This window comes from Mycobacterium decipiens (genome assembly GCF_963853665.1).
In the GTDB taxonomy this organism is placed as follows: Bacteria; Actinomycetota; Actinomycetes; order Mycobacteriales; family Mycobacteriaceae; genus Mycobacterium; species Mycobacterium decipiens.
In genome coordinates, this window is the sequence record NZ_OY970459.1 from 3,069,121 (window position 1) to 3,091,032 (window position 21,912).

Annotated in this window: 23 protein-coding genes, 1 tRNA gene and 3 pseudogenes; 9 read left to right on the top strand and 18 right to left on the bottom strand. The window is 66.2% G+C overall.

Annotated elements, in window-relative coordinates:
- Positions 1 to 84: 84 nt before the first annotated feature.
- On the bottom strand, positions 85 to 960 hold the full coding sequence (hisG, locus tag AADZ55_RS13415) for an ATP phosphoribosyltransferase (protein ID WP_085326353.1): 876 nt from the start codon (positions 958 to 960) through the stop codon (positions 85 to 87).
- Positions 961 to 962: 2 nt separating this feature from the next.
- On the bottom strand, positions 963 to 1,244 hold the full coding sequence (locus tag AADZ55_RS13420; protein WP_085326351.1) for a phosphoribosyl-ATP diphosphatase: 282 nt from the start codon (positions 1,242 to 1,244) through the stop codon (positions 963 to 965).
- A 118-nt stretch (positions 1,245 to 1,362) separates the two neighbouring features.
- Between AADZ55_RS13420 and AADZ55_RS13425 the strand changes: the two genes are divergently transcribed.
- Entirely contained in the window at positions 1,363 to 2,805 is a 1,443-nt protein-coding gene (locus tag AADZ55_RS13425) for a PPE family protein (RefSeq protein WP_085326349.1), read from the top strand.
- On the opposite strand, the pseudogene AADZ55_RS13430 reads toward AADZ55_RS13425, so the two are convergent.
- A pseudogene (locus AADZ55_RS13430) lies at positions 2,802 to 3,048 on the bottom strand (vitamin B12 dependent-methionine synthase activation domain-containing protein); the annotation flags it as partial. The gene AADZ55_RS13425 and the pseudogene AADZ55_RS13430 overlap by 4 nt on opposite strands.
- A gap of 435 nt (positions 3,049 to 3,483) precedes the next feature.
- Between AADZ55_RS13430 and AADZ55_RS13435 the strand changes: the two are divergent.
- Complete coding sequence (locus AADZ55_RS13435; RefSeq protein WP_085326347.1) at positions 3,484 to 4,362, top strand: PAC2 family protein; 879 nt, start codon at positions 3,484 to 3,486, stop codon at positions 4,360 to 4,362.
- A 27-nt stretch (positions 4,363 to 4,389) separates the two neighbouring features.
- Here AADZ55_RS13435 and AADZ55_RS13440 read toward each other — a convergent pair.
- From AADZ55_RS13440 to AADZ55_RS13455, 4 genes and pseudogenes are all read right to left on the bottom strand, one after another.
- Positions 4,390 to 6,020 (bottom strand): annotated as a pseudogene (locus AADZ55_RS13440) (PE family protein).
- Between the two features lie 128 nt (positions 6,021 to 6,148).
- Positions 6,149 to 7,030: an SDR family oxidoreductase gene (locus AADZ55_RS13445; RefSeq protein WP_085324206.1), complete on the bottom strand. Its 882-nt coding sequence runs from the start codon at positions 7,028 to 7,030 to the stop codon at positions 6,149 to 6,151.
- Between the two features lie 36 nt (positions 7,031 to 7,066).
- A complete protein-coding gene (gene mshC, locus AADZ55_RS13450; RefSeq protein ID WP_085324207.1) occupies positions 7,067 to 8,311 on the bottom strand; it encodes a cysteine--1-D-myo-inosityl 2-amino-2-deoxy-alpha-D-glucopyranoside ligase in 1,245 nt (414 codons plus the stop codon).
- A 72-nt stretch (positions 8,312 to 8,383) separates the two neighbouring features.
- On the bottom strand, positions 8,384 to 9,235 hold the full coding sequence (locus tag AADZ55_RS13455; RefSeq protein WP_085324208.1) for a 3'(2'),5'-bisphosphate nucleotidase CysQ: 852 nt from the start codon (positions 9,233 to 9,235) through the stop codon (positions 8,384 to 8,386).
- Positions 9,236 to 9,261: 26 nt separating this feature from the next.
- Between AADZ55_RS13455 and AADZ55_RS13460 the strand changes: the two genes are divergently transcribed.
- Together AADZ55_RS13460 and AADZ55_RS13465 are read left to right on the top strand one after the other, a co-directional pair.
- Positions 9,262 to 9,492, top strand: coding sequence for a CopG family transcriptional regulator (locus tag AADZ55_RS13460; protein WP_085324209.1), 231 nt, complete (start codon positions 9,262 to 9,264; stop codon positions 9,490 to 9,492).
- Positions 9,492 to 9,914, top strand: coding sequence for a TA system VapC family ribonuclease toxin (locus AADZ55_RS13465; protein WP_085324210.1), 423 nt, complete (start codon positions 9,492 to 9,494; stop codon positions 9,912 to 9,914). The genes AADZ55_RS13460 and AADZ55_RS13465 overlap by 1 nt, the downstream gene beginning before the upstream one ends.
- A 133-nt stretch (positions 9,915 to 10,047) precedes the next feature.
- Here the strand turns inward: AADZ55_RS13465 and AADZ55_RS13470 are convergent, their stop codons facing one another.
- The 5 genes from AADZ55_RS13470 to AADZ55_RS13490 form a co-directional block, all read right to left on the bottom strand.
- The gene (locus tag AADZ55_RS13470) at positions 10,048 to 10,863 is read right to left on the bottom strand and encodes an SCO1664 family protein (RefSeq protein ID WP_341286198.1); all 816 of its coding nucleotides are present in this window, start codon (positions 10,861 to 10,863) and stop codon (positions 10,048 to 10,050) included.
- Positions 10,847 to 11,434: a DUF3090 domain-containing protein gene (locus AADZ55_RS13475; protein ID WP_085324211.1), complete on the bottom strand. Its 588-nt coding sequence runs from the start codon at positions 11,432 to 11,434 to the stop codon at positions 10,847 to 10,849. Before AADZ55_RS13475 ends, AADZ55_RS13470 begins: the two co-directional genes overlap by 17 nt.
- A 151-nt stretch (positions 11,435 to 11,585) precedes the next feature.
- The gene (locus AADZ55_RS13480; RefSeq protein ID WP_085324212.1) at positions 11,586 to 12,326 is read right to left on the bottom strand and encodes a histidine phosphatase family protein; all 741 of its coding nucleotides are present in this window, start codon (positions 12,324 to 12,326) and stop codon (positions 11,586 to 11,588) included.
- Positions 12,323 to 13,153: an undecaprenyl-diphosphate phosphatase gene (locus AADZ55_RS13485; RefSeq protein WP_085324354.1), complete on the bottom strand. Its 831-nt coding sequence runs from the start codon at positions 13,151 to 13,153 to the stop codon at positions 12,323 to 12,325. The genes AADZ55_RS13480 and AADZ55_RS13485 overlap by 4 nt, the downstream gene beginning before the upstream one ends.
- Before the next feature lie 61 nt (positions 13,154 to 13,214).
- Positions 13,215 to 13,523 (bottom strand): hypothetical protein, encoded by a 309-nt coding sequence (locus AADZ55_RS13490; protein WP_207569040.1) that lies wholly within the window; start codon positions 13,521 to 13,523, stop codon positions 13,215 to 13,217.
- Between the two features lie 119 nt (positions 13,524 to 13,642).
- On the opposite strand from AADZ55_RS13490, the gene AADZ55_RS13495 reads away from it, so the two are divergent.
- Genes AADZ55_RS13495 through AADZ55_RS13505 form a run of 3 tightly spaced genes read left to right on the top strand, consistent with a single transcriptional unit; the run spans position 13,643 to position 16,103 of the window.
- Positions 13,643 to 14,716: a YncE family protein gene (locus tag AADZ55_RS13495; RefSeq protein WP_085324355.1), complete on the top strand. Its 1,074-nt coding sequence runs from the start codon at positions 13,643 to 13,645 to the stop codon at positions 14,714 to 14,716.
- A complete protein-coding gene (locus AADZ55_RS13500; RefSeq protein WP_085324214.1) occupies positions 14,713 to 14,985 on the top strand; it encodes a DUF5703 family protein in 273 nt (90 codons plus the stop codon). Before AADZ55_RS13495 ends, AADZ55_RS13500 begins: the two co-directional genes overlap by 4 nt.
- Positions 14,986 to 15,029: 44 nt before the next feature.
- Positions 15,030 to 16,103: a quinone-dependent dihydroorotate dehydrogenase gene (locus tag AADZ55_RS13505; RefSeq protein ID WP_085324356.1), complete on the top strand. Its 1,074-nt coding sequence runs from the start codon at positions 15,030 to 15,032 to the stop codon at positions 16,101 to 16,103.
- Positions 16,104 to 16,150: 47 nt separating this feature from the next.
- On the opposite strand, the gene AADZ55_RS13510 is transcribed toward AADZ55_RS13505, so the two are convergent.
- Both AADZ55_RS13510 and AADZ55_RS13515 read right to left on the bottom strand, forming a co-directional pair.
- A complete protein-coding gene (locus AADZ55_RS13510; RefSeq protein WP_085324215.1) occupies positions 16,151 to 16,681 on the bottom strand; it encodes a YbhB/YbcL family Raf kinase inhibitor-like protein in 531 nt (176 codons plus the stop codon).
- 52 nt (positions 16,682 to 16,733) lie between these two features.
- Positions 16,734 to 18,080 carry a M20/M25/M40 family metallo-hydrolase gene (locus AADZ55_RS13515; RefSeq protein ID WP_085324357.1) on the bottom strand — a complete coding sequence of 449 codons (1,347 nt, stop codon included), beginning with the start codon at positions 18,078 to 18,080 and terminating at the stop codon, positions 16,734 to 16,736.
- Positions 18,081 to 18,210: 130 nt separating this feature from the next.
- Here AADZ55_RS13515 and AADZ55_RS13520 point away from each other — a divergent pair.
- Both AADZ55_RS13520 and AADZ55_RS13525 read left to right on the top strand, forming a co-directional pair.
- Positions 18,211 to 18,296 (top strand) — tRNA-Leu (locus tag AADZ55_RS13520).
- Between the two features lie 123 nt (positions 18,297 to 18,419).
- A pseudogene (locus tag AADZ55_RS13525) lies at positions 18,420 to 19,256 on the top strand (phosphoribosyltransferase); the annotation flags it as partial.
- On the opposite strand, the gene AADZ55_RS13530 reads toward AADZ55_RS13525, so the two are convergent.
- The 4 genes from AADZ55_RS13530 to sepF all read right to left on the bottom strand — a co-directional run bounded on the left by AADZ55_RS13530 (position 19,249) and on the right by sepF (position 21,880).
- A complete protein-coding gene (locus AADZ55_RS13530; RefSeq protein ID WP_085324217.1) occupies positions 19,249 to 19,611 on the bottom strand; it encodes a hypothetical protein in 363 nt (120 codons plus the stop codon). The pseudogene AADZ55_RS13525 and the gene AADZ55_RS13530 overlap by 8 nt on opposite strands.
- A 103-nt stretch (positions 19,612 to 19,714) precedes the next feature.
- On the bottom strand, positions 19,715 to 20,503 hold the full coding sequence (locus AADZ55_RS13535; RefSeq protein ID WP_085324218.1) for a DivIVA domain-containing protein: 789 nt from the start codon (positions 20,501 to 20,503) through the stop codon (positions 19,715 to 19,717).
- Positions 20,504 to 20,769: 266 nt separating this feature from the next.
- Positions 20,770 to 21,060, bottom strand: a complete 291-nt coding sequence (locus AADZ55_RS13540) for a YggT family protein (protein WP_085324219.1) — start codon at positions 21,058 to 21,060, stop codon at positions 20,770 to 20,772.
- Positions 21,061 to 21,223: 163 nt separating this feature from the next.
- Positions 21,224 to 21,880: a cell division protein SepF gene (gene sepF, locus AADZ55_RS13545; RefSeq protein ID WP_119184913.1), complete on the bottom strand. Its 657-nt coding sequence runs from the start codon at positions 21,878 to 21,880 to the stop codon at positions 21,224 to 21,226.
- Between the last annotated feature and the right edge of the window lie 32 nt (positions 21,881 to 21,912).

A 21,912-nucleotide genomic window follows, 5' to 3' on the forward strand; every position in this document is an offset into this window, starting at 1 on the left:
TAGGGGACGCCCATGATGTATCTGGGCAATCGGCCCTAGCGGGACGCTAACACAGCAACGGCCCCCCGGATACCTACCGCGCGATCAGAATCGGCAGAACCTGATGTCCGAAGCCAGAATCGCCTTGGCCCCGATGGTGGCCAGCTCGTCCATGATGCCGTTGACGTCCCGGCGCGGCACCAGCGCACGGATCGCGACCCAGTTCGGGTCGGCGAGTGGGGCGATGGTCGGCGACTCCAGCCCCGGTGTGATCGACGTGGCCTTGTCCAGTGCCGAGCGCGGGCAGTCGTAATCGAGCATCAGATACTGCTGGCCGAACACCACGCCCTGCACCCGAGCGACCAGTTGATCGCGCGCGGTCGTGGCTTGGCTTTGTTCGGGGCTGCGGTCATGGTCGTCGGCACCGTCCCGCTCGATGAGTACCGCCTCCGAATCGCACAGCGGCTCACCAAAGGCCACCAGATCATGCAGGCCCAGGGTGCGACCGGACCCCACCACGTCGGCGATCGCGTCGGCCACGCCAAGTTGCACCGAGATCTCCACGGCGCCGTCGAGTCTGATGACCGTTGCTTCGATGCCCTTGGCGGCCAGATCTTTTCGAACCAGATTCGGATAGGCGGTGGCAATCCTCTTGCCGGCCAGGTCAGCCGTCGTCCAGTCCCGGCCGGCGGGAGCGGCATACCGGAAGCTGGACGATCCGAAGCCCAGGGCCAGGCGTTCCCGGACCGGCGCACCGGAATCACGTACCAGGTCGCGTCCGGTGATCCCGAAGTTGAGCTCTCCCGAACCGACATATATGGCAATATCTTTGGGCCGCAAGAAGAAGAACTCGACATTGTTGGCGGGATCGACGACCGTCAGGTCCTTGGAATCGGTGCGACGCCGATAGCCGGCCTCCGCGAGGATCTCGGCCGCCGGCTCGCTCAGCGCACCTTTGTTGGGAACCGCCACCCGCAACATGCTCACAGTTTCCGATAAATGTCGTCGAGGGACAGTCCACGGGAGATCATCAACACCTGCGTCCAGTACAGCAACTGGCTGATCTCCTCGGCCAGTGCTTCATCGGGTTCGTGCTCGGCGGCCAGCCACACCTCGCCGGCCTCCTCCAGAATCTTCTTGCCCAGAGCGTGTATGCCAGCGTCCAATGCAGCCACCGTGGCGCTGCCGGCCGGCCGGGTGCGAGCACGCTCGCCGAGTTCGGCGAACAGATCCTCGAAGGTCTTCACGGCCAGCGATTGTGTCACGTACCCGCGAGCAAAGTCACGGCGGTTTAACGGCACACCCACCCACACGGCGCGCACATTAGGGCATCCTAATGTAGGTTAGGCTAACCTTGTTTCTGGTTCGAAGGGGCGGCCGACCGTGATCATCCCAATATGGTTCGCACTTCCACCAGAGGTGCCTTCAGCATGGCTGTCCACGGGTGTTGGTCCCGGTCCGCTGCTGGCCGCGGCCGGCGCGTGGCGCGCACTGGCCGCGCAATACACCGAAATTGCAACAGAACTCGCGAGTGTGCTCGCTGCGGTGCAGGCAAGCTCGTGGGACGGGCCGAGCGCCGACCAGTTCGTCGCCGCACATCAACGGTTCCTCCTTTGGCTAACCCAAGCGGCAGCGGCGGCCACCGCCGCGGCCACCGCCCACGAAGCGGCTGCCGCCGGGTACACGTCCGCGTTGGGGGCCATGCCTACGTTCGCCGAGTTGGTGGCCAACCACGCCGTGCACGCAGCCCTGGTGGCCACCAACTTCTTCGGCGTCAACACCATCCCCATCGCCCACAACGAGGCCGACTACCTCCGCATGTGGATCCAGGCCGCCACCGCCATGAGCGTCTACCAAGCCGTAGCGCAAGAAAGCGTGGCGGCAACCCCGACCACACCGCCCGCACCGAAAATAGTGACCAGTGCGGCCACCTCGGCGGCCAGCGGCGGCTTCCCCGACCCGACCAAATTGATCCTGCAGCTACTCAAGGATTGCCTGGACCTGCTTCGCTACCTTGCTGTTGAGCTGCTGCCGGGACCACTCGGCAACCTCATCGCCCAGGTATTGGACTGGTTCATCTCGTTCGTGTCCGGCCCGGTCTTCACGTTTCTCGCCTACCTGGTGCTGGACCCGATGATCTACTTCGGGCCGTTTCTTCCGGTGGCGAGTCCTGTCCTGTTGCCCGCCGGGCTGACCGGGCTGGCCGGGCTGACCGGGCTTGCCGGGCTCGGTGCGGTATCAGAACCGGCACTACCAGCGGTGGCAGGTGTGCACTCCGATGGACCCGGCCAGCAAAACTGGCCCGCAGCCACCGGAGTCACCGGGGCGGGCGCCAGCCCGACTGCCCCCGCCCCCGCTCCCGCTCCCGCTCCGACCGCGTCCGCGGCATCCGGGGCACCCTCGACTCCCGGATCCGGGGCCGCCCAAGACCTTTACGCGGTCGGCGGTCCCGACGGGGAAGGGTTCACCCCGACCGCCAAGACAACAGCACGCACGGGTGTCACCGCGGATGCCGCCGCACCCCCGGCCAAACTGCCCGGCGACCAAGTCGAGGCCAGCAGCGGGAGAACAGCGAAACTACAGCGACGCTTCCGGCAGCACCGCTTCGAGTTCCCGGCAGACGACGGGCGCATGACCATGTCCGAGGGACCGGCGACCGGACCGGCCGCAGCCAGCGATCGTGGGTTAAAGGCCCTCGGGTTGGCCGGAACCATCCCGAAATCGGCTGCCGGACAAGCAAAAGGACTCACTCACCAGGGCGCGGGTGAATTCGCCGCCGTTTCGCAGGAGCCGATGCTGCCGCACACCTGGAACGGGCCAGCCTAGACGTTGATGTACTTGGTTCTGCCGGTGGTGTAGGTCGAACGCGTCGGTCGACTGCTCAGGATGCAGCTGCAACTCCTCAGACAACGTCACAACGATGCGTTCGGGCCCGGGCAGCTCCATCATCTTGGCGCGATCCTCCTGTTCCGGGCAGGCGCGATACCCGGAAGCGAAGCGCGCACCCCGGTAGCCAAGCTTGAAATAGTCTTCGACGACATCGGGGTCCTCGGCCGACATCGCCCGATCCCAAGGCAATCACGATAGGAGTTGGCCGCGAACAGCTCATTCGCGACGGCGGCGTTGGGTGGTCCGATCGGGAAGGATAGCCGGCCTATGCAAAACCAACAGTGCTTGAAAGCGCTCTGACAGTTAGCTCAGCAAGCCTCTCGCCATCGATGCCACCGGCCAGCGCCACCACATTGGTCACAGCGACCACACGTGTTTGCGCCGACAGAGACACCATTTGTCCACCTCCCCGCGACAATCGACGCCCCGTCGCCCGGGTGCCGGGTGGCGCCGCGCACATTGTGTGTCGCGGGCGGGTCGCTCGTTTGCGGGCACCACGAGTGCCCATCCGGGTAGCGGCCAATGTAGCGAATGTAACAAGACATCGCAGCACCACGAATGTCGCAGCCGACCGGTCCGCCTCGTCGCCGGGCAGGAAGGTCGTAGTCTGGCTAGATGACCGCGCAGGATGGCAGTGAAGCGCTGCCCGAACTGCACAACACCGTGGTCGTAGCGGCGTTTAAGGGCTGGAACGATGCCGGCGACGCAGCCAGCGATGCGGTGGGCCACCTGGCTGCCATCTGGAAGGCGCTTCCGATCGTCGAGATCGACGATGAGGCCTACTACGACTACCAGGTGAATCGCCCGCTCATCCGCCAAGTCGACGGGGTCACCCGGGAGCTGGAATGGCCGGCGATGCGGATCTCACACTGCCGCCCACCCGGAAGCGACCGCGATGTCGTGTTGCTGGACGGGGTGGAGCCGAACATGCGCTGGCGCGCATTTTGCGCCGAGCTGCTGGCGATCATCGACAAGCTCAACGTCGACAACGTCGTGATCCTTGGGGCGCTGCTCGCCGACACACCTCATACCCGGCCGGTGCCCGTCTCGGGTGCGGCCTACTCCCCCGAATCCGCGCGGTCATTCGGTCTGCAGGAAACGCGCTACGAGGGCCCGACCGGCATCGCCGGGGTGTTCCAATATGCATGCGTGGCGGCCGGTATCCCGGCGGTGACGTTCTGGGCGGCAGTACCGCACTATGTGTCGCACCCACCGAACCCCAAGGCGACGGTGGCGTTGCTGCGCCGCGTCGAGGACGTGCTCGACGTTGAGGTGCCGTTGGCCGATCTGCCAGCGCTGGCCGAGGCGTGGGAGCGCGAGATCACCGAGATGACCGCCGACGACGAAGAACTGGCCGATTACGTGCAGTCGCTGGAGCAGCACGGCGACGCCGAGGTCGATGTGAATGACACTCTGGGCAAGATCGACGGCGACGCTCTGGCCGCCGAATTCGAGCGTTATCTTCGTCGCCGCCGCCCCGGGTTCGGACGCTAGCCCGAAGTTCCCGGCGCCTCAACGGAGTCAGCCATCCGAGCCGGGGCTTCCGGGATTGCCCGGATTTCCGAGATTGCCGGCCTTGCCGCCCGGCGTCCCTGCCATACCGCCCTGGCCACGCACACCGCCGGTGCCACCCACCCCGCCGTCCCCACCTTCACCCGTGGTACCGACGGCGCCCGGCCGGCCGATCAGGTAGCTCCCTGCCCCGCCGGCGCCACCAAGCCCGCCCACACCCCCGGGCCCCCAGTACCGATAAGGAGCCCGCCGGCCCCGCCGGCACCGCCCTGACCCCCGATCCCGCCCATGCCACCGGAGGCTCCGGTGTCACCGTTGCCCCCAAAACCACCACGGCCAGCGAAGGCGTTACCCCCCAAAACCTCTTCGGCGCCCCCACCCGTCCCGCCGTCGCCGCCACCGCCACCGGGGGCGCCGACGCCTCCCATGCCGCCAGTGCCACCGGCGCCGACCAACAGCCCACCACGACCACCGTCGCCACCAACGCCACCAATGCCACCGTTGCCGCCGGACACGTCACTGGCGTGGCCGAAACCGCCATCACCGCCAACGCCCGCGAAGGCGTTATTGTCCCCGGAGGCGGCGGACCCGCCTTCTCCGCCATTACCGCCGGAGCCGCCGGCGGCCATGGCGTCCCCACCCCTACCGCCAGCGCCACCGAAGGCGCCACTGGCCAGCGATTCACCGCGCCCACCTTGGCCGCCCATGCCACCATCGCCCCCGGGACCACCCGCGCCCCCCCTCACCGCCACGGCCTACCCCGCTGAAGCTTGAGCCAAGCCCGCCTTTACCACCGGTGCCGCCGGTTTCGTCGATGTCACCGGTAGCGCCAGGTCCCCCGTTGCCGCCGGTAGCGTCAGCCGCATCCTCGATGACATCGGTACCCTTTGACCCAGTTCCAGCGGTGTCGGCGCTGGGAATGGGATTGACTCCCTCTGTCCCGGCCAGGCCGCCACCGCCTTGCCCGCCACTTCCGCCATTGCCAAACCAGTTGGCGTTACCGCCGTTGCCGCCGTACCCGGCAATGCCGCCATTAATGCCCGCCGCGGCTACCCCGCCTCGACCACCGGCGCCCCCATTGCCGTATAGCAGTCCGCCTGGGCCGCCGTTACCGCCGGCCGCGCCGGCACCGCCGGCCCCACCACTGCCGCCGTTACCGAACAACCCCGCACTACCCCCACTGCCGCCGGCCTGCCCGGCGCACCAGCCCCGCCGGTGCCGCCATTGCCGAACAGCAACCCGCCAAGCCCGCCGGCCTGCCCGGGCCCACCAGTGGCGCCGTCAGCAATCAACGGGCGGCCCAACAACGCCTGGGTGGGCCCGTTGATCAAATTAAGCGCCTCCTGCATCGGCGAGGCACTGGCTGCCTCGGCGGCCGCATACCAACGCGCACCCGAGGTCAGGGCCGCCACAAACTGCGCGTGATACACCGCCGCCTGCGCACCGATCTCCTGGTACGTCTGTGCATGCGCGTCGAACAGCGCCGCGATACCCGTCGACACCTCATCGGCGGCGGCCGCCGCCAACCCCGTCGTAGGGCCCATCACCAAGGCGTTGGCCGCGCTGAACGCCGAGCCGATCCCCGCCAAATCCGACGCCGCCGCCGTCAAAACTGGGGGTAACACGATCACAAAGGACATGTTGTCTCCGCCCCACGCGCGCTCATCCGGCCATCTGCCTGGTCAACCGTATGCCCAGTCAACGACGCGGATCGTAGCGCGGCACGGCCCTACCCGTCCTGCGTTTAGCCGCCCCTGCCAAAGGCGCGCTAGTGCTTCTCCAACGCTTCGTTGTAGGCGCTACTGGAGCGACCGAGCGCGGCGACCTCGGCGTCCATCCGGGGCATCAGCTCGGCCGCGGCTTTGCGGATGGGACGCTCGCCGACCCGGGTGGACAACACCGGCTTGAGCCAACGGAACAGGCGCACCCAACCCGGGCAGTACACGCGGTCCTGGCGGCCTTCAATGCCTTTGACGAACGCGGCAGCACACTTGTTGACCGGGGTGGTCTTGTGCAACGGCCAAGGAAGGCTCGCGAGTAACTCGGCGAACGCAGGCAGGTCGGACTTGGTGTCGCGAACCAATGCGGTGTCGATCCACGACATGTGCGCCGAGCCGACACGAACGCCCAGGTGGGCGACCTCCAGTCGCAACGCGTTGGCGAGATGCTCGTTCCCCGCCTTCGATACGTCGTACGGCGCCATCCCCGGTGCCGCCGCGAACGCGGCAAGCGACGAGACGATCAGTACGTAACCACGGCGATCGATCAGCGCGGGCAACGTCGCCCGCACCGTGTGGAAGTTACCCAGCAAGTTGACGTCCAACACCCGGCGGAACGCCTCCGGGTCGATCTGCCGCACCGAGCCGTAGCTGGAGATGCCGGCGTTGGCCAGCACGACGTCGATGCCGCCGAACCGTTCGACGGCCTGATCGGCTGCCGCCTGCATGGCGGACAGATCACGCACGTCGGCCACCACGGTGAGCAGGCGCTCGTCGCCGCCGAGTTCAGCGGTCATCACGGCCAACTCGGATTTGTCCACATCGGTCAGCACCAGTTTGGCGCCCTTGTTGTGCAGTCGCCGAGCGACCTCAGCCCCGATTCCCCGGGCCCCACCTGTGATGAACACGACTTTCCCCTGCAACGATGTCATGGCCGAAAACGTACCGCCACGGCACCTATGGGTCCACTACAGGTCCACCCCCAGCAGCGCATCGATCGCGGTTGCCACTAACCTCGGCGCCCCGGCATCGTGGCCACCGTACTCCACCGCATCGGTGACCCAACCGTCCAGTGCGGCAATCGCTTTGGGGGTATCGAGGTCATCAGCCAGGTACCGGCGCACCCGGGCGATAACGTCGAGGGCGTCCGGACCGGCAGGAAGCGCGGTCGCGGTGCGCCAGCGGTGCAACCGGGCGGTCGCCTCGTCAAGCAGTTGCTGGCTCCAGAACCGGTCGGCTCGGTAATGCCCGGCGAGCAGACCCAGCCGAACCGCCGACGGCTCAACGCCCTGGGCGCGCAGCGCCGACACCAGCACCAGGTTGCCGCGGCTCTTCGACATCTTGTGCCCGTCCCAGCCGATCATCCCGGCGTGCACGTAGTGCCGCGCGAACCGCCGTTCGCCGCTGACACATTCGGCGTGCGCAGCGGTGAACTCGTGGTGCGGAAAGATCAGGTCGCTGCCACCGCCCTGGATGTCCAGGCCGCTTCCGATACGACTCAGCGCGATCGCCGCGCATTCGACATGCCAGCCCGGTCGGCCAGCCCCGAACGGCGACGGCCAGCTGGGCGCTCCGGGCCGCGCGGCCCGCCACAACAAGGCGTCGAGCTCGTCGGTCTTGCCGGGCCGCCGCGGGTCGCCGCCACGCTGCTCGTACAGCCGCAGCATGGTGTCGCGGTCGTACCCCGACTCGTATCCGAACTGCAGGGTGGCGTCAGAACGGTAGTAAACGTCCGGGTATTCCCCGATTTCCGGGTCGACGACGTAGGCTGCCCCGGAGGCCAGCATCTTTTCGATTAGCTCGACCATCTCGGCGACCGCCTCGGTCGCCCCCACGTAGTCGTGTGGCGGCAGTACTCGCAGCGCCGCCATGTCCTCGCGGAACAGGGCGACCTCGCTCTCGGCAAGGTCGCGCCAGTCGACGCCGTCGCGGTCCGCGCGCTCGAACAACGGATCGTCGACGTCGGTGACGTTCTGTACGTAGTACACGTCGTGACCGAGGTCCAGCCACAGCCGATGGATCAGGTCAAACGTCAGATAGGTGGCGGCGTGGCCCAGATGGGTCGCGTCATAGGGGGTGATCCCGCAGACGTACATGGTGGCCGGAGAACCTGCCGCGACAGGGCGCACTTGCCGGTCGGCGGTGTCATACAGCCGTAGCTGCGGGCCTCGTCCGGGCAACGCCGGAACCGGCGGGCATGACCACGACTGCATGTCTCGACTTTAAACGGCCCGGCGACCCCCGCCTTCCGAGCAGCACGCGCAGCGGGCTGAGACGGGTGCCGGTCAGCGCCACACCTCGCGAATGGCGCCGAGCAGAATTGGCGCCACCTCGGCTCGACACATCAGCAGATCCGGCAGGTACGGGTCGCGCCGGTTGTATTGCAACGGCGATCCGTCGAGCCGCGAAGCGTGCATGCCAGCGGCCAATAGCACGCCAGCCGGCGCCGCCGAATCCCATTCCCATTGGCCACCAGCGTGCAGGTAGGCGTCGACGTGACCATCGATCACGGCCATCGCTTTGGCCCCCGCCGAACCGATAGACACCGGTTGGATCGCGAGCGTCTGCCGGATTCGGTGCAGGACTACCGGTGGCCGGGTAGCGCTCACGGCGATCCGCAAGGTGCTCGGAACACCGACCGGCGCGGCTCCGGAGGTCACGGTATCGGTGCGATACACCGTGTTTCCGCGGGCCGGCAACGCCACCGCGGCGTCGGTGATCTCGCGCCGGCCGTTGGTGGGACGTCGCCACAACGCAATGTGCACCGCCCAGTCGTCGCGCCCCGGTGTGGAGAACTCGCGGGTGCCGTCCAACGGGTCGATGATCCACACCCGGTCGGATTTCAGCCGTTTCAGATCGTCGTGGGCTTCCTCGCTGAGCACTGCATCGCCCGGCCGCTCGGCCCGCAGCCGTCGCAGCAGCAGCGAGTTTGCCCGGTGGTCACCGGCCTCGCCGAGCGTCCATGGCTCATCGAAACCGATCTCCTCGCGCACCTGCAGCAACAGCTTTCCCGCGTCCGCCGCCAGATCGGCGGCCAGCGCAGCGTCTGTCAGGTCGTGCGTCAGATCATGTGCGGCGGGGCTCACCGCTTCAGTATCGCCGAGCTGAGCAGACCTGTTGCCGAACGGGTGCAGCATCACGATGACTTACAATTAGCATCACTATGCGAACTACGGTCAGCCTCGCCGACGACGTCGCCGCTGCGGTACAGCGCGTGCGGCGGGAGCGTTCGATCGGGCTGAGCGAAGCCGTCAACGAACTGATCCGTGCCGGCCTCACGAAAAGGCAAGTCACACAACGATTTCAGCAGCAGACATACGACATGGGCGAGGGCATCGACTACTCCAATATCGGCGATGCGATCGAAACGCTGGACGGCCCGGCCGGCCGCTGATGCTAATTGACGCCAACCTGCTGCTCTACGCTGTCGACGAACGTGCCGCACAGCACCACGCCGCGCTCGACTGGCTTTCGGCCCAGCTCAACGGATCCCGGCGGGTTGGCCTGCCGTGGCAGAGCCTGGCCGCCTTTCTGCGCATCGGGACTCATCCGCGCGCATTTCCGCGACCGCTCATCCCGAAGGCGGCATTCGACATCGTCGATAGTTGGCTAGCCGCACCGGTCGCATGGATCCCGGAACCAGGACCGGAATACGCCCGAATCCTCGGCCAGCTCATCGTGACCCACGACGTCAGGGGCAATCTGATCCCAGACGCGATGCTGGCCGCTCTGGCCATCGAGCACGGCCTGACCCTTTACTCCAACGACACCGACTTCGCACGCTTCAAGGATCTGCGCTGGGAGAATCCGCTGTAGGCGCCCGCCAGGGCAACGGCGGCAACTCTTCAGTCGGAGCAGCTGGCGGGACTCCCGGCGGCACCGGTGGCAGGGGCGGATTGCTGCTTGGTCTACCCGGGATAGCCGGGGCGGGCTAGCGTTTGCAGCCGGCCTAAAACGCCGGCCACGGTATGGAGCGATGCCGGTTCGGTCCGGGCATCACCGGATTGGCCAGCAGCGCCTGTGCACGTCGCCGCAGCGCACCGACTTCTTCGCGGGTGATCCGACCGGTCAGCGCGTCGGCGAGCGAATCCCCGAGAGCGTCGACGCATCCGGCGACCGCCTCCAGAATTTGGTCGTCAATCGGCTTACCGGCCCAGCCCCACAGGACGGTGCGCAGCTTGTTCTCGACGTGCAGGCACAATCCATGGTCGACCCCGTACACCTGGCCATCAAGGCCGCGCAGGATGTGGCCGCCTTTGCGGTCAGCGTTGTTGACGAGCACGTCGAAGACCGCCATCCGGCGCAACCGGATGTCGTCTGCGTGCATCAGGATGATCTCGTCGCCGGCGTAGTCGTAGGCGCGGAGCACCGGCAGATAGCCCGGTCGCGGCTTGCGGGCGGGAAACAGGTCGACCAGGTCAGGTCCGGGCAGGGGGTCGGAATCGGCCACGTCGCCGGGTTGCTGCACCCATAGCTGCAACATCCCCACACCCGCCGGTCCGTCCCGAATGATCGTGTACGGCACAAGGTTCCAGCCCAACTGCGCCGAGACCAGATAGGCGCCGAGTTCGCGGCCGGCCAGCGTGCCGTCCGGGAAATCCCACAACGGCTGCTCGCCCGCGACCGGCTTGTAGACGCAGTGCACGCTGCGCTGACGTAGCGTTGACTCACACAAAAAGGTGGCGTTGCTAGCCGAGCGGATGCGTCCGAGGACTGTCAGCTCGCCGTCCCGCAACACCTCACGCTCGTCATCCTTCGGGGTCATCGTCAGACCCGAGCAGCACATCGCGCCGGTAACCGTTGGCGCGCGCACAGATGTGTCCCTCAGGGTCCAGCGGTTCATCGCAAAGCGGGCACGGCGGACGTCCCGCAGAGATGACGCGGTAGGACCGGGTGGCGAATTGTCGGGCCGACTCCGGCGTCAGAAATACCCGCACCGCGTCGGGCCCTTCCTCGGTGTCGTCGAGCACGACGGAGGCATCGAACTCCGCGTCGGTGACGGCCAACAGTTCAACCACGACGCTCTGCGCCTCCGAATCCCAGCCCAGCCCCATCGTCCCGACCCGAAACTCGGCGTCCACCGGCGTGATCAGGGGGCTGAGGTCATCGATCTCCGTGGGCTCCGGGGGCACCGGGGTGCCGAACCGGCGATTAACCTCGAACAGCAGCGCTCCGATGCGCTCGGCGAGCACCGCAACCTGCTGTTTCTCCAGGACCACCGAAACCACCCGGGAGTCGTGTACCGCCTGTATGTAGAAGGTGCGATTTCCGGGCTGTCCAACGGTCCCGGCGACGAAGCGGTCGGGTGTACGGAATACGTGAATTGCACGGGCCATGGCACCTCCAAAATACCGCGCAGACGCGTTCGCCGCGTGATTCGTACGCGCGCATGTACGGCCGCTTCTCGCGCACCGCCTGCACGAGAGTGCACAGAATGCCGGTAGGTCCCGGCGTGTCGGGTACAGACACATGCGCTCTCGGCCAAAGTTATTCCGTGGAACCGCCGATCACCGCGTCGCCGGATGGCACCGGAGCGTTCGGCTCACGCTGCGTCCCGTTCTGCGACCCGCCTTCGGTGGGCGCCGCGGCCCGCAAAACGGGCGCGAGCCGTGCGCCAGTGTGGTTGACGTGCAACACGAACGGGCGCAGGCGCGTGTAGCGGACGATACTCACCGAACCCGGGTCGGCGGTGACTCGCTGGAAGCCGTCCAAATGCATACCGAACGCGTCAGCGATCACCGCCTTGATGACATCGCCGTGGGTACAGGCCAGCCACAGCACGTCGTTCCCGTGCTCTCCCCCATATTCCAAGGCCAGCCGCCGGTCGTGTTCGCGGACGGCGGCCACGGCGCGGATTTGCACCTGCGCCAAACCCTCACCGCCGGGAAACACCGCCGCACTGGGGTGGGCTTGGACCACCCGCCACAGTGGCTCGTTGACCAGGTCACCGATTTTTCGGCCCGTCCATTCGCCGTAGTCGACTTCGGAGAGCCGGTCGTCGATGAGCGGCTCCAGGCACAGCGCCTCGGCCAGCGGTTCCACGGTGCGCCGGCAGCGCAGCAGCGGAGAAGACGCCACCACCCGGATCGGCAGGTCACCGATTCGATCGATCAGCCCTGCGGCCTGCTCGCGGCCCTTTTCGTCGAGGTCGATTCCCTCCGAACGGCCGGCAAGAACTCCCGCGGTGTTCGAGGTGGACCGGGCATGGCGTAACAGGATGACGGTCATGTGCTGGCCACCGTTCCGGTGGCCAGCGCCACGAGCATGCCCAGCCCGAACAGCACCCGGTAGCCCACGAACCAATACATGTTGTGCCGCACCAGAAACCGCAGCAACCAGGCCACCGCGGCCAGACCGAGAACGAACGCGATCAGCGTGGCCACCAACAACTGTGGTCCGGTAGCGCTCATCCCCTCGGTTACCGGGTGGAATGCGTCGGGCAACGAGAACAACCCGGAGGCGAACACCGCTGGAATGGCCAGCAAGAACCCGAAGCGGGCGGCCAGTTCACGATCGAGTCCAAGAAACAGTCCGGCGCTGATCGTCGACCCAGACCGGGAGACCCCGGGGACCAGCGCCAGGGTCTGTGCAATACCGACCACCACGGCATCCCGCCAGGTCAGCCGCTCGATGTCACGACTCTGGCGCCCCACGTATTCGGCGAGTGCGATCACCCCCGAAAACACCACCAGGGCCGTCACCACAACCCAGAGGTTGCGGACGCCCGACCGGATTTCGTCCTTGAAGAGCAGGCCCAGAATGCAGATCGGGATTGTCCCGATGATGACGTACCAGCCCAGCCGATAGTCCGCGTTGCGATGTGACTTCACGATCAGTCCGTTGAACCAGGCCCTGACGATGCGGACAATATCGCGCGCAAAGTAGACCAATACTGCAGCCTCGGTGCCTAATTGGCTCACCGCGGTGAACGAGGCGCCGGCGTCGCTGCGGAAGAAGATCCGCGACATGATCGCCAGGTGACCCGAGGACGACACCGGCAGAAACTCCGTCAAGCCCTGCACCACGGCCAACACGATCACTTGCCACCAGGACATCGCCGGAACCGCGGTCACGACGACGACCGTACCTGGTTACGAGTGGTCGATACCGATGCGCCTAACGCAACACCGGCGCTGCGCTTGCCACCGAGTCCCGCACGGCCGCAGCCAAGCTGCGTTCGTCGGTGAGGTCGATGTCGACCACGCCACGGACCGCTTTTGCGACCACATCCTCAGCCTGCGGCACCGGGCCGGCCAGGCGTGGCCGATAGATTTCGACGACCAGCGAGCCGTGCTCGATGTGGAAGGAGAAACTACGACCATCGCCGACCTGCCCGTACCCGCTGGCGAATATTCCCGTCGATATATCTTCAACAGCAAACTCTTCGCGCTTGTCTGCGAGATGCCGGTCAGCGGTGACGGTCATGCCCAGAGAATACCGCTGCCGTACCATTTTCCGTGGGCAACATGACGAGATTGGAAGCAACTTGGCAGGTTCGGGTTCCTGAGAATTTGGCTTCATGTTCCACATCCGAAGGTTGATTGTTGCTAACACGACATAAACAAGCAGTTCAACGACTTTTTTCCGCTCTCATGGCTTTGCCGGTGGTCGCGGCGTGTGCCACGAACCCGCTGGCTACCTTTGCGCCCGCGAACCCGCCGACCATCGAACCGGCACAACCGGCGGTGTCGCCGCCGGTGTCGCAGGATCCGGCCGGTGCAGTGCGACCGCTGGGCGGCCATCCCCGGGCGGCACTATTCGATGGCGGCACTCGCCAATTGGTGGCTCTCAGCCCCGGTGCCGATCCCGCGGCACCGGCCACCATCACGGTCTTCGGTGACCCAGTTGTTGCACCGCGCGTCATTGCTCTGCCGGGGCCTGCAACCGCGCTGACCTGCGACGACCGTGGCACCATTTACCTTGCTGCCCGAGGCGGCTACTTCGCGGTCGACCTGATCGCCGACCGCATCGCGCGGGTGGATGTCGCCGACGCTTCGCAGGCCGAATTCACCGCGATTGCGCGCCGGGCAGACGGCAAGCTGGTGCTGGGCAGCGCCGACGGCGCCGTCTACACCCTGGACTGGAAACCAGGATCTGACCCGGCCCCCGGCACCGCCAAGGTGGCCAGTCGGAACAAGATCTTCGCGCGAGTAGATGCCCTTGTAACACAAGGAAATACGACCGTTGTTCTGGATCGTGGCCAGACTTCGGTGACCACAATCGACGCCGACGGTCATGTCCAGCAAGCGCTGCGCGCCGGCGAGGGCGCTACGACCGTGGCCGCCGATCCACTGGGCCGGGTGCTGGTCGCGGATACCCGCGGTGGCCAGTTGCTGGTGTACGGCGTGGACCCGCTGATTTTGCGCCAGGCCTACCCGGTGCGACAGGCGCCGTACGGACTGGCCGGGTCGCGCCGGTTGGCCTGGGTATCCCAAACCGCGTCCAACACCGTCGTTGGTTACGATCTGACCACCGGAATACCCGTCGAGAAGGTGCGTTACCCAACCGTGCAGCAACCCAATTCGTTGGCCTTTGACGAAGCGTCGGACACCTTGTACGTGGTGTCGGGCTCCGGTGCCGGGGTCCAGGTCATCGAGCATGCGGCGGGTGTCCCTTGACAAGCCGACCGACGGCGCGGTGGACCCGGTTGCCTGCGGGCTGGGACGCGGAGATGTCCGATGAGTACGAGTGGGCGCCGTTGCGCCTGCCGCCAGAAGTGACCAGGGTCAGCGCGTCCACCCGGCTGTCCATCGAGGCTGAGTACCGCGGCTGGGAGCTGACGCGGGTGCGACTCTATACCGACGGCAGCAGGCGGGTGTTGTTGCGCCGCAAGAAATCGCGCTTAGCAGACTCAGACATCAGCCGCCGCGACCAGCCGGAACTGTGACCCTTCAGAAGGCGGGGGCCGACCCGCGCGAAGACCGTCATCGGATGTACGGCCCGGTACGCCGGCTGTTGTTCCTGGTCCCGCCCGAACGCGTGCACACGTTGGTTTTTGCCGTGCTACGCGGCATCACCGCCGTTGCGCCAGTGCGCCGGCTCTTGCTCCGGCTGCTAGGCCCGACCGATCCGGTGTTGGCCAGCACGGTGTTTGGGGTGCGCTTCCCGGCACCACTCGGGCTGGCCGCCGGTTTCGACAAGGACGGTACCGGACTGGCCACTTGGGGCCCGATGGGCTTCGGCTACGCCGAGATCGGCACCGTCACAGCGCATCCGCAGCCCGGCAACCCGGCCCCGCGCTTGTTCCGGCTCGCCGACGACCGCGCCCTGCTGAACCGGATGGGGTTCAACAACCACGGCGCCGGGGCACTGGCGATCCGACTCGCTCGGCACCGCCCCGAGGTGCCGATTGGGGTAAACATCGGCAAGACCAAAAAGACCCCGGCCGGCGACACGGTCGACGACTACCGGGCTAGCGCCCGGTTGGTCGGCCCGCTGGCGTCGTATCTGGTGGTCAATGTCAGCTCCCCGAACACCCCGGGCCTGCGCGATCTGCAGGCAGTCAAGTCACTGCGACCCATCCTGTCAGCCGTCCTGGCCGAAACCTCAACGCCGGTGCTGGTGAAAATCGCGCCGGATATCTCCGACTCCGACATCGACGACATCGCGGACCTAGCCGTCGAGCTGGGCTTGGCCGGCATCGTCGCGACCAACACCACGGTGTCGCGTGACGGCCTGGTCACGCCGGGGGTCGACCAGTTGGGTGACGGTGGCATCTCGGGACCACCGGTGGCGGACCGCGCTATCCAGGTGCTGCGCCGGCTCTATGACCGGATCGGTGATCGGTTGGCGCTGATCAGCGTGGGCGGTATCGAAACCGCGGACGACGCTTGGGATCGCATCACAGCGGGTGCGTCGCTGCTGCAGGGCTACACCGGCTTCGTCTACGGCGGGGGCTGGTGGGCCAAGGACATACATAAGGGCATTGCCCGCAGGCTGCATGACGGCGGGTTCTCCTCGCTGCGCGAGGCTGTCGGGTCGGCAAGACGTCGCCAGCCCAGCTAGGGCTTCGAATTTCCTTCCGGCACAAGGTCGGCGGCGAAGAACGCCGCTTAACGCTGCTGGTAGGTGCCGAAGAGGACGGCCCGCGCAATCGCGTGCTGGAACAGGTTGAATCCGAGATATGCCGGGCTGGCATCCTCGGCGAGGTCGAGCTTTTCGACCGTCACGGCGTGTACCGCGACGTAGTAGCGGTGTACCCCATGCCCGGGAGGCGGGGCTGCACCCACGTAGCGGCGCATGCCGGCGTCGTTGACCAACGTCAGTGCGCCACCCGGGAGTTCGCGGCCATCGCCCACGCCCTCGGGCAACTCCGTGACGTCGGCCGGCAGGTTGGCCACCGCCCAGTGCCAGAATCCGGACAGGGTCGGAGCATCGGGGTCGTAGACGGTCACCGCGAAGCTGCGGGTCTCGCCGGGAAATCCGGACCAGGCCAGCTGCGGACTGGCGTCCTCCCCGCCCGCGCCCATGATCCCGCTGACTTGGGGTGTCGCCAGCGGCTGCCCGTCGGTGATCGAGGTTGAAGTCAGGTTGAAGGACGGCAGTTTGGGCAACGCGGCATACGGGTCAGGTGGCAACGTCATGGTCAGTCCTTTCGGGTGATCGTCATTTTCCGACTAGCCTCGACTTTTCCGGCTAGCAGTTTGTCAGGAAGTTGGTCAGCACCTCGGTGCCGAACCGCAACGCATCGATGGGTACCCGCTCATCGACGCCGTGGAACAACGAGGCGAAATCCAATTCCGGTGGCAACCGCAGCGGACTGAAGCCGAAGCACCGAATACCCAACCGCGCGAACGCCTTCGCATCCGTTCCACCGGAAAGCATGTAAGGCACCGTACGACCGTCCGGGTCGACCGCCAGTACCGCGGCGTTCATGGCGTCGACCAGGTCGCCGTCGAAGCTGGTCTCATATGACGGCAGATCTCTGATCCACTCCCGGGTCACGTCGGGTCCGATCAACGCGTCGATCTCGGCCTCGAACGCCGCCTGACGACCTGGTAGCACGCGACAGTCCACGACTGCCTCCGCCGTCGCCGGGACGACGTTGGCCTTGTACCCGGCCTTGAGCATCGTTGGGTTTGCGGTGTCGTGCAGCACCGCCTTCAGCATGCGGGCCATCGGACCAAGCTTGTCGATCGTCCCGGCCAGATCCGGCGAGTCAAGGTCGAAGGTCAGGCCGGTCTCCTCGCCGACGACGGCCAGGAACTGGGCGACGGTGTCGGTGCAGACCAGCGGAAACTGGTGACGGCCTAGCCGGGCGACCACTTCAGCAAGGGTGGTGACCGCATTCTGATCGTGCACCATCGAGCCGTGCCCGGCCCGGCCGCGTGCCGTCAGCCGCATCCACTGGATGCCCTTCTCGGCCGTTTCGATGAGGTACAGGCGGCGCTCACCCCCGTCGGGGCGGGGCACGGTCAGCGAGAAGCCGCCGACTTCACCGATCGCCTCGGTGACGCCGTCCAACAGATCAGGTCTGTTGTCGACCAGCCACTGCGACCCGAATTTGCCGCCGTGCTCCTCGTCGGCGACGAACGCGAACACCAGATCGCGTGGCGGCACGATACCGGCCCGTCGAAAGTGGCGAGCAACCACAATCATCATGCCGACCATGTCCTTCATGTCGACGGCGCCGCGGCCCCAGACGTAGCCATCCTCGATCGCGCCGGAAAACGGGTGCACGCTCCATTCGGCCGCTTCGGCCGGCACCACATCGAGATGCCCGTGCACCAGCAGCGCGCCGCGGGAACTATCGGCGCCCGCCAGCCGGGCGAACACATTGCCGCGGCCGCGCGCACCGGATTCGACATATTCAGGCTGGTAGCCGACTTCGGCGAGCTGCTCGGCGATCCATTGCGCGCATTCGGCCTCGCCTTTAGTGGTCTCGGGTTCGCCGCTGTTGGTGGTATCGAACCGGATAAGCCTGCTAACAACCTGGGCGACATCATCGCTCTGGTCAATTGAAGCGTCGGTCTCACCTGTCACAATCACCCTTCCTACCACTCGTAACGCCGCCGAGCCGATCGCCCCACCGGTCCCGCATCGTCGCCGAGGTGGGTTGGGCCGGTGCGGGACAATCCGATAGCCTTAGCTGCCAGCCCGGGTGGTTGGTTGGGTCCGAGTGGCGGAATGGCAGACGCGCTAGCTTGAGGTGCTAGTGCCCTACTAATGGGCGTGGGGGTTCAAGTCCCCCCTCGGACACCGTGTGATCTGTCGGACTTTGGGGCGCCATGTCCCGGCGATGGCCGTCCGCAGCCATCCGATCTGAGCCACCTAGTCAATGCCGTTGATACACGGCGACATTCAGTTCGTCTCAGACCGCAACCGGACGACATCAGCCGACTGCGACCAAGCGTTGCCTGCCGGAGACAGGGAAGTCTTCGCCAACCCGGTTCCGGACCCCGCCGCGCGGTCGTAGGCTTGAATGGCCAGCAGCCGGAAGTGCGACCAATGAACCCACCAGGTGGCTTTCTCCGGCGGACGCCGACGCGCAGGTTCCGCGACCGCCGCGATGCCGGCCGCGTATTGGCTGACGAGCTGGCGTCCTACCGCGGCAGGGACGGATTGCTCGTCCTCGGGCTTGCCCGCGGTGGCGTGCCCGTCGGCTGGGAAGTCGCCGCCGCACTAAACGCCGAATTGGATGTGTTCCTGGTTCGCAAGCTCGGCGTGCCGCAGTGGCGTGAACTCGCGATGGGCGCGTTGGCCAGTGGCGGCGGGGTTGTGATGAACGACGACGTGGTTTCCAGCTTGCACATCACCGACGAGCAGGTGCGCGTGGTGATCGCCAACGAAACGGCAGAGCTGGAGCGGCGCGAGCGGGTGTATCGGGGCGGGCGCCCCGTCGCCGACCCGCGAGGCAAGATCGTGCTCCTGGTCGACGACGGCATCGCCACGGGCGCGAGCATGCTGGCGGCAGTGCGGGCGGTACGTTCCGCCGGACCGCAGGCAATCGTCGTCGCGGTCCCCGTCGGGCCCGCGACCGCCTGCCGTGAGCTCGCGGCGGAAGCCGATGACGTGGTGTGCGCAACCATGCCGGCAGCGTTTGAGGCCGTCGGCCAGGTCTACGCAGACTTTCATCAGGTCACCGACGACGAGGTCCGCGAGCTACTCACCACGCCAACTAGACGCCACGGAAATGGATTGCTGACCGACGCTACGTGACGCTGTCGTCGCCGCTGCGGTCGGCCGACACCGCCGATTCCTCGCTCGCTTCGCTGGCTTCCTCCGACGACTCGTCACTGCCGGAGTCACCGGTGGCGGCCTCGCCCTCGTCGGAAGCTTCCTCCGGGTAGTCGACGTAGACTTCCTCGTCGACCGCGCTGTCCGCCGCGTCGTCCTCGTCTCCGTCGCCCGCGATAACTTGCTGGCGCTCTCGCAACCCATCGATGATCAGCAGCACCACCCCCAGCACGCTGGCCCCGATACACACCCAGGCCACCAGCTCGTTGCTGGTGACCACCGCGAACACCAAAGCAACGAGCCCAATCAGGGCCAATACGAGCGCAATGATCAGCATCGGTCATCCTCCGGCCGGCTAGCAGCGACTGCCCAACCTACCAGGGGCTCGGTGCCGACCTGGAAGCCCGGCGAGTCGCCGGCTGGTCCCGGCTTAGTCCCGGCTAGTTATTGCCCCGGTTGAATTGCTCGAAGCCACTCGCGTCCGCATTGGAATCGACCGGCGCCGCCGATCCACGCTGGCCCAGTTCCTCCAGCTGGGATTCCAGGTAGGTCTTGAGCCTGGTGCGGTACTCACGTTCGAACGTGCGCAGCTGCTCGAGGCGGCCTTCTAGCACCGTGCGCTGCTGGTTGATCGTCCCCATGATCTCGGAATGCTTGCGTTCCGCATCGGCCTGCAAAGCGTCGGCCTTCTCCTGCGCTTGGCGCAACTGGGCCTCGGATCGGGTTTGAGCATCGGCCAGCATCGCGTCGGCGCGTTGGCGGGCCTCGGCGACCGTGGTGTCGGCGGTGTGCCGAGCCTCGCTGAGGATCTGGTCCGCGTTGGCGCGGGCATCGGCCAGCATCTTGTCGGACTCGGCTTTGGCGGTGCTGGTCAGCCGGTCGGCGGTGTCTTGGGCCAGACTCAGAACCCGAGCCGCCTTAATGGCCTGTTCCTCGTTCGTCCCCGCCGGAACCGCAGCCGGCGCGGGCTTTGCCGGTTCGGGTTCGTAGGCCGGGATTGCCTGGGTGGCCTGCGCGATAGCGCCGGCGCCGGCGCCGCCGCCCGCGGCCAGCTCTTGATCCAGCTCGTTGATCCGCTGGCGCAGATCGGAGTTCTCTTCGATCAGGCGCGTCAGCTCGTTTTCCACCAGGTCGAGGAAGGCGTCGACCTCATCTTCGTTGTACCCACGTTTGCCGATAGGCGGCTTACTGAACGCCACATTGTGGACGTCGGCAGGTGTAAGCGGCATTGTTTGTCCCCTCGAGTTCCTGGACGGTCAAACGATCTGGAAAGTGTAGAACGGAGTGGTTGCCGTCGCGCAACTACCGTCCATCCTGTCACACCAGACTCGGCGGTTGCCGATCGGACTAATAAATAAGGACCAATTTCAAACTCTGAGACCAATAAATCACAATCCTTAGATTTGAAATCGTGCACGCCAAACTTGTCGCCAAATCGTGGCCGAACCGTCTCTCAATACCACCCGCGCACCCATCCGCGCCGCCACGCCGCGCCTCACGTCGCGGCACCGAACGCCAGTTGCATACCGATGAACGCAACCAGCAGCAGCACCATGATCGACAGGTCGAATCGGACCGCGCCGATCGTCAGTTGCGGTATCAGCCGTCGTAGCAGCTTCACCGGCGGATCCGTGATCGACATGATGATCTCCAAGATCACCACGGTGATACCCGTGGGACGCCAGTCGCGGCTAAACGAGCGGATGAACTCAACGACGACCCGAGCGATCAGCAGCAGCCAGAAGATAAACAGCGCAAACCCAAGGGTCTGAAAAAACACCACCAACGAGAGCCCCGACCTTACTGAGGAGATGAGGAAATTGTTCAGTCGCCGCCCGCGCCGGCGGCAACGCCAGCCTACCGACTCAGATGCCCTGCCCACATCTCCCGAAGGACCACGTGCCGCCCAGCGCTGAGACCCAAGTCGGCGTTTGACCGAGCCGTCGCGGCTATTGGTATGCGTAGAACCCGGTTTCGGCGATCCGGCGTCGCTCCTCCGGGGACACATCGACGTCTGCCGGCGATAGCAGGAATACCTTGGTCGCAACCTTGTCGAACGAGCCGCGCAGCGCAAAAGCCAGGCCAGCCGCGAAGTCGACCAGCCGCTTGGCGTCGGCGTTGTCCATCGACACCAGATCCATGATGACCGGGGTGCCGTCGCGGAACCGCTCACCGATGGTGCGAGCCTCGCTGTAGTCCTTGGGTCGCAGCGTGGTGATCTTCGACAAGGGGTGGCCTTCCTCGAACATCATCGCCATCCGGCGCGGGTCCATCGCCAGCGCGCCGCGGGTGGAACTGCGCAACCACGATCCGAAGCGCGGCCGCGTCAGCTCGCCGCGGTCGAACTCACGGGGCCGGAACCGTGGCTCGTCCGCGTACCCGCCGCGATACCCGGGCGGCGGATAGTCGGCCGGCTCGCCGCGCAGGTCGCCGCGTGGATCGCTGCGCGGGTCGTCGTAGTCACGCCCTTCATAGCGACCGTAATCGTCCTCGAATCGGGGCCGCGCATAGCCACGGGACGGAGCGCGGTCGTCGTAATACTCGTCGTCGTAATCCTCCATCGGAGCCATACCGAAGTAGGCCTTGACCTTGTGGAGTGTGCTCATTCCGTGACCCCTTCTAGCCCTGGGAGTTCTGT

Coding starts and splice junctions, on each gene's coding strand:
- hisG (WP_085326353.1), bottom strand. CDS start 960: ATGTTGCGGGTGGCGGTTCCCAACAAAGGTGCGCTGAGCGAGCCGGCG.
- AADZ55_RS13435 (WP_085326347.1), top strand. CDS start 3,484: ATGACCGCGCAGGATGGCAGTGAAGCGCTGCCCGAACTGCACAACACC.
- AADZ55_RS13445 (WP_085324206.1), bottom strand. CDS start 7,030: ATGACATCGTTGCAGGGGAAAGTCGTGTTCATCACAGGTGGGGCCCGG.
- mshC (WP_085324207.1), bottom strand. CDS start 8,311: ATGCAGTCGTGGTCATGCCCGCCGGTTCCGGCGTTGCCCGGACGAGGC.
- AADZ55_RS13455 (WP_085324208.1), bottom strand. CDS start 9,235: ATGCTGCACCCGTTCGGCAACAGGTCTGCTCAGCTCGGCGATACTGAA.
- AADZ55_RS13460 (WP_085324209.1), top strand. CDS start 9,262: ATGCGAACTACGGTCAGCCTCGCCGACGACGTCGCCGCTGCGGTACAG.
- AADZ55_RS13465 (WP_085324210.1), top strand. CDS start 9,492: ATGCTAATTGACGCCAACCTGCTGCTCTACGCTGTCGACGAACGTGCC.
- AADZ55_RS13470 (WP_341286198.1), bottom strand. CDS start 10,863: ATGACCCCGAAGGATGACGAGCGTGAGGTGTTGCGGGACGGCGAGCTG.
- AADZ55_RS13475 (WP_085324211.1), bottom strand. CDS start 11,434: ATGGCCCGTGCAATTCACGTATTCCGTACACCCGACCGCTTCGTCGCC.
- AADZ55_RS13480 (WP_085324212.1), bottom strand. CDS start 12,326: ATGACCGTCATCCTGTTACGCCATGCCCGGTCCACCTCGAACACCGCG.
- AADZ55_RS13485 (WP_085324354.1), bottom strand. CDS start 13,153: ATGTCCTGGTGGCAAGTGATCGTGTTGGCCGTGGTGCAGGGCTTGACG.
- AADZ55_RS13490 (WP_207569040.1), bottom strand. CDS start 13,523: ATGACCGTCACCGCTGACCGGCATCTCGCAGACAAGCGCGAAGAGTTT.
- AADZ55_RS13505 (WP_085324356.1), top strand. CDS start 15,030: ATGTACGGCCCGGTACGCCGGCTGTTGTTCCTGGTCCCGCCCGAACGC.
- AADZ55_RS13510 (WP_085324215.1), bottom strand. CDS start 16,681: ATGACGTTGCCACCTGACCCGTATGCCGCGTTGCCCAAACTGCCGTCC.
- AADZ55_RS13530 (WP_085324217.1), bottom strand. CDS start 19,611: ATGCTGATCATTGCGCTCGTATTGGCCCTGATTGGGCTCGTTGCTTTG.
- AADZ55_RS13535 (WP_085324218.1), bottom strand. CDS start 20,503: ATGCCGCTTACACCTGCCGACGTCCACAATGTGGCGTTCAGTAAGCCG.
- sepF (WP_119184913.1), bottom strand. CDS start 21,880: ATGAGCACACTCCACAAGGTCAAGGCCTACTTCGGTATGGCTCCGATG.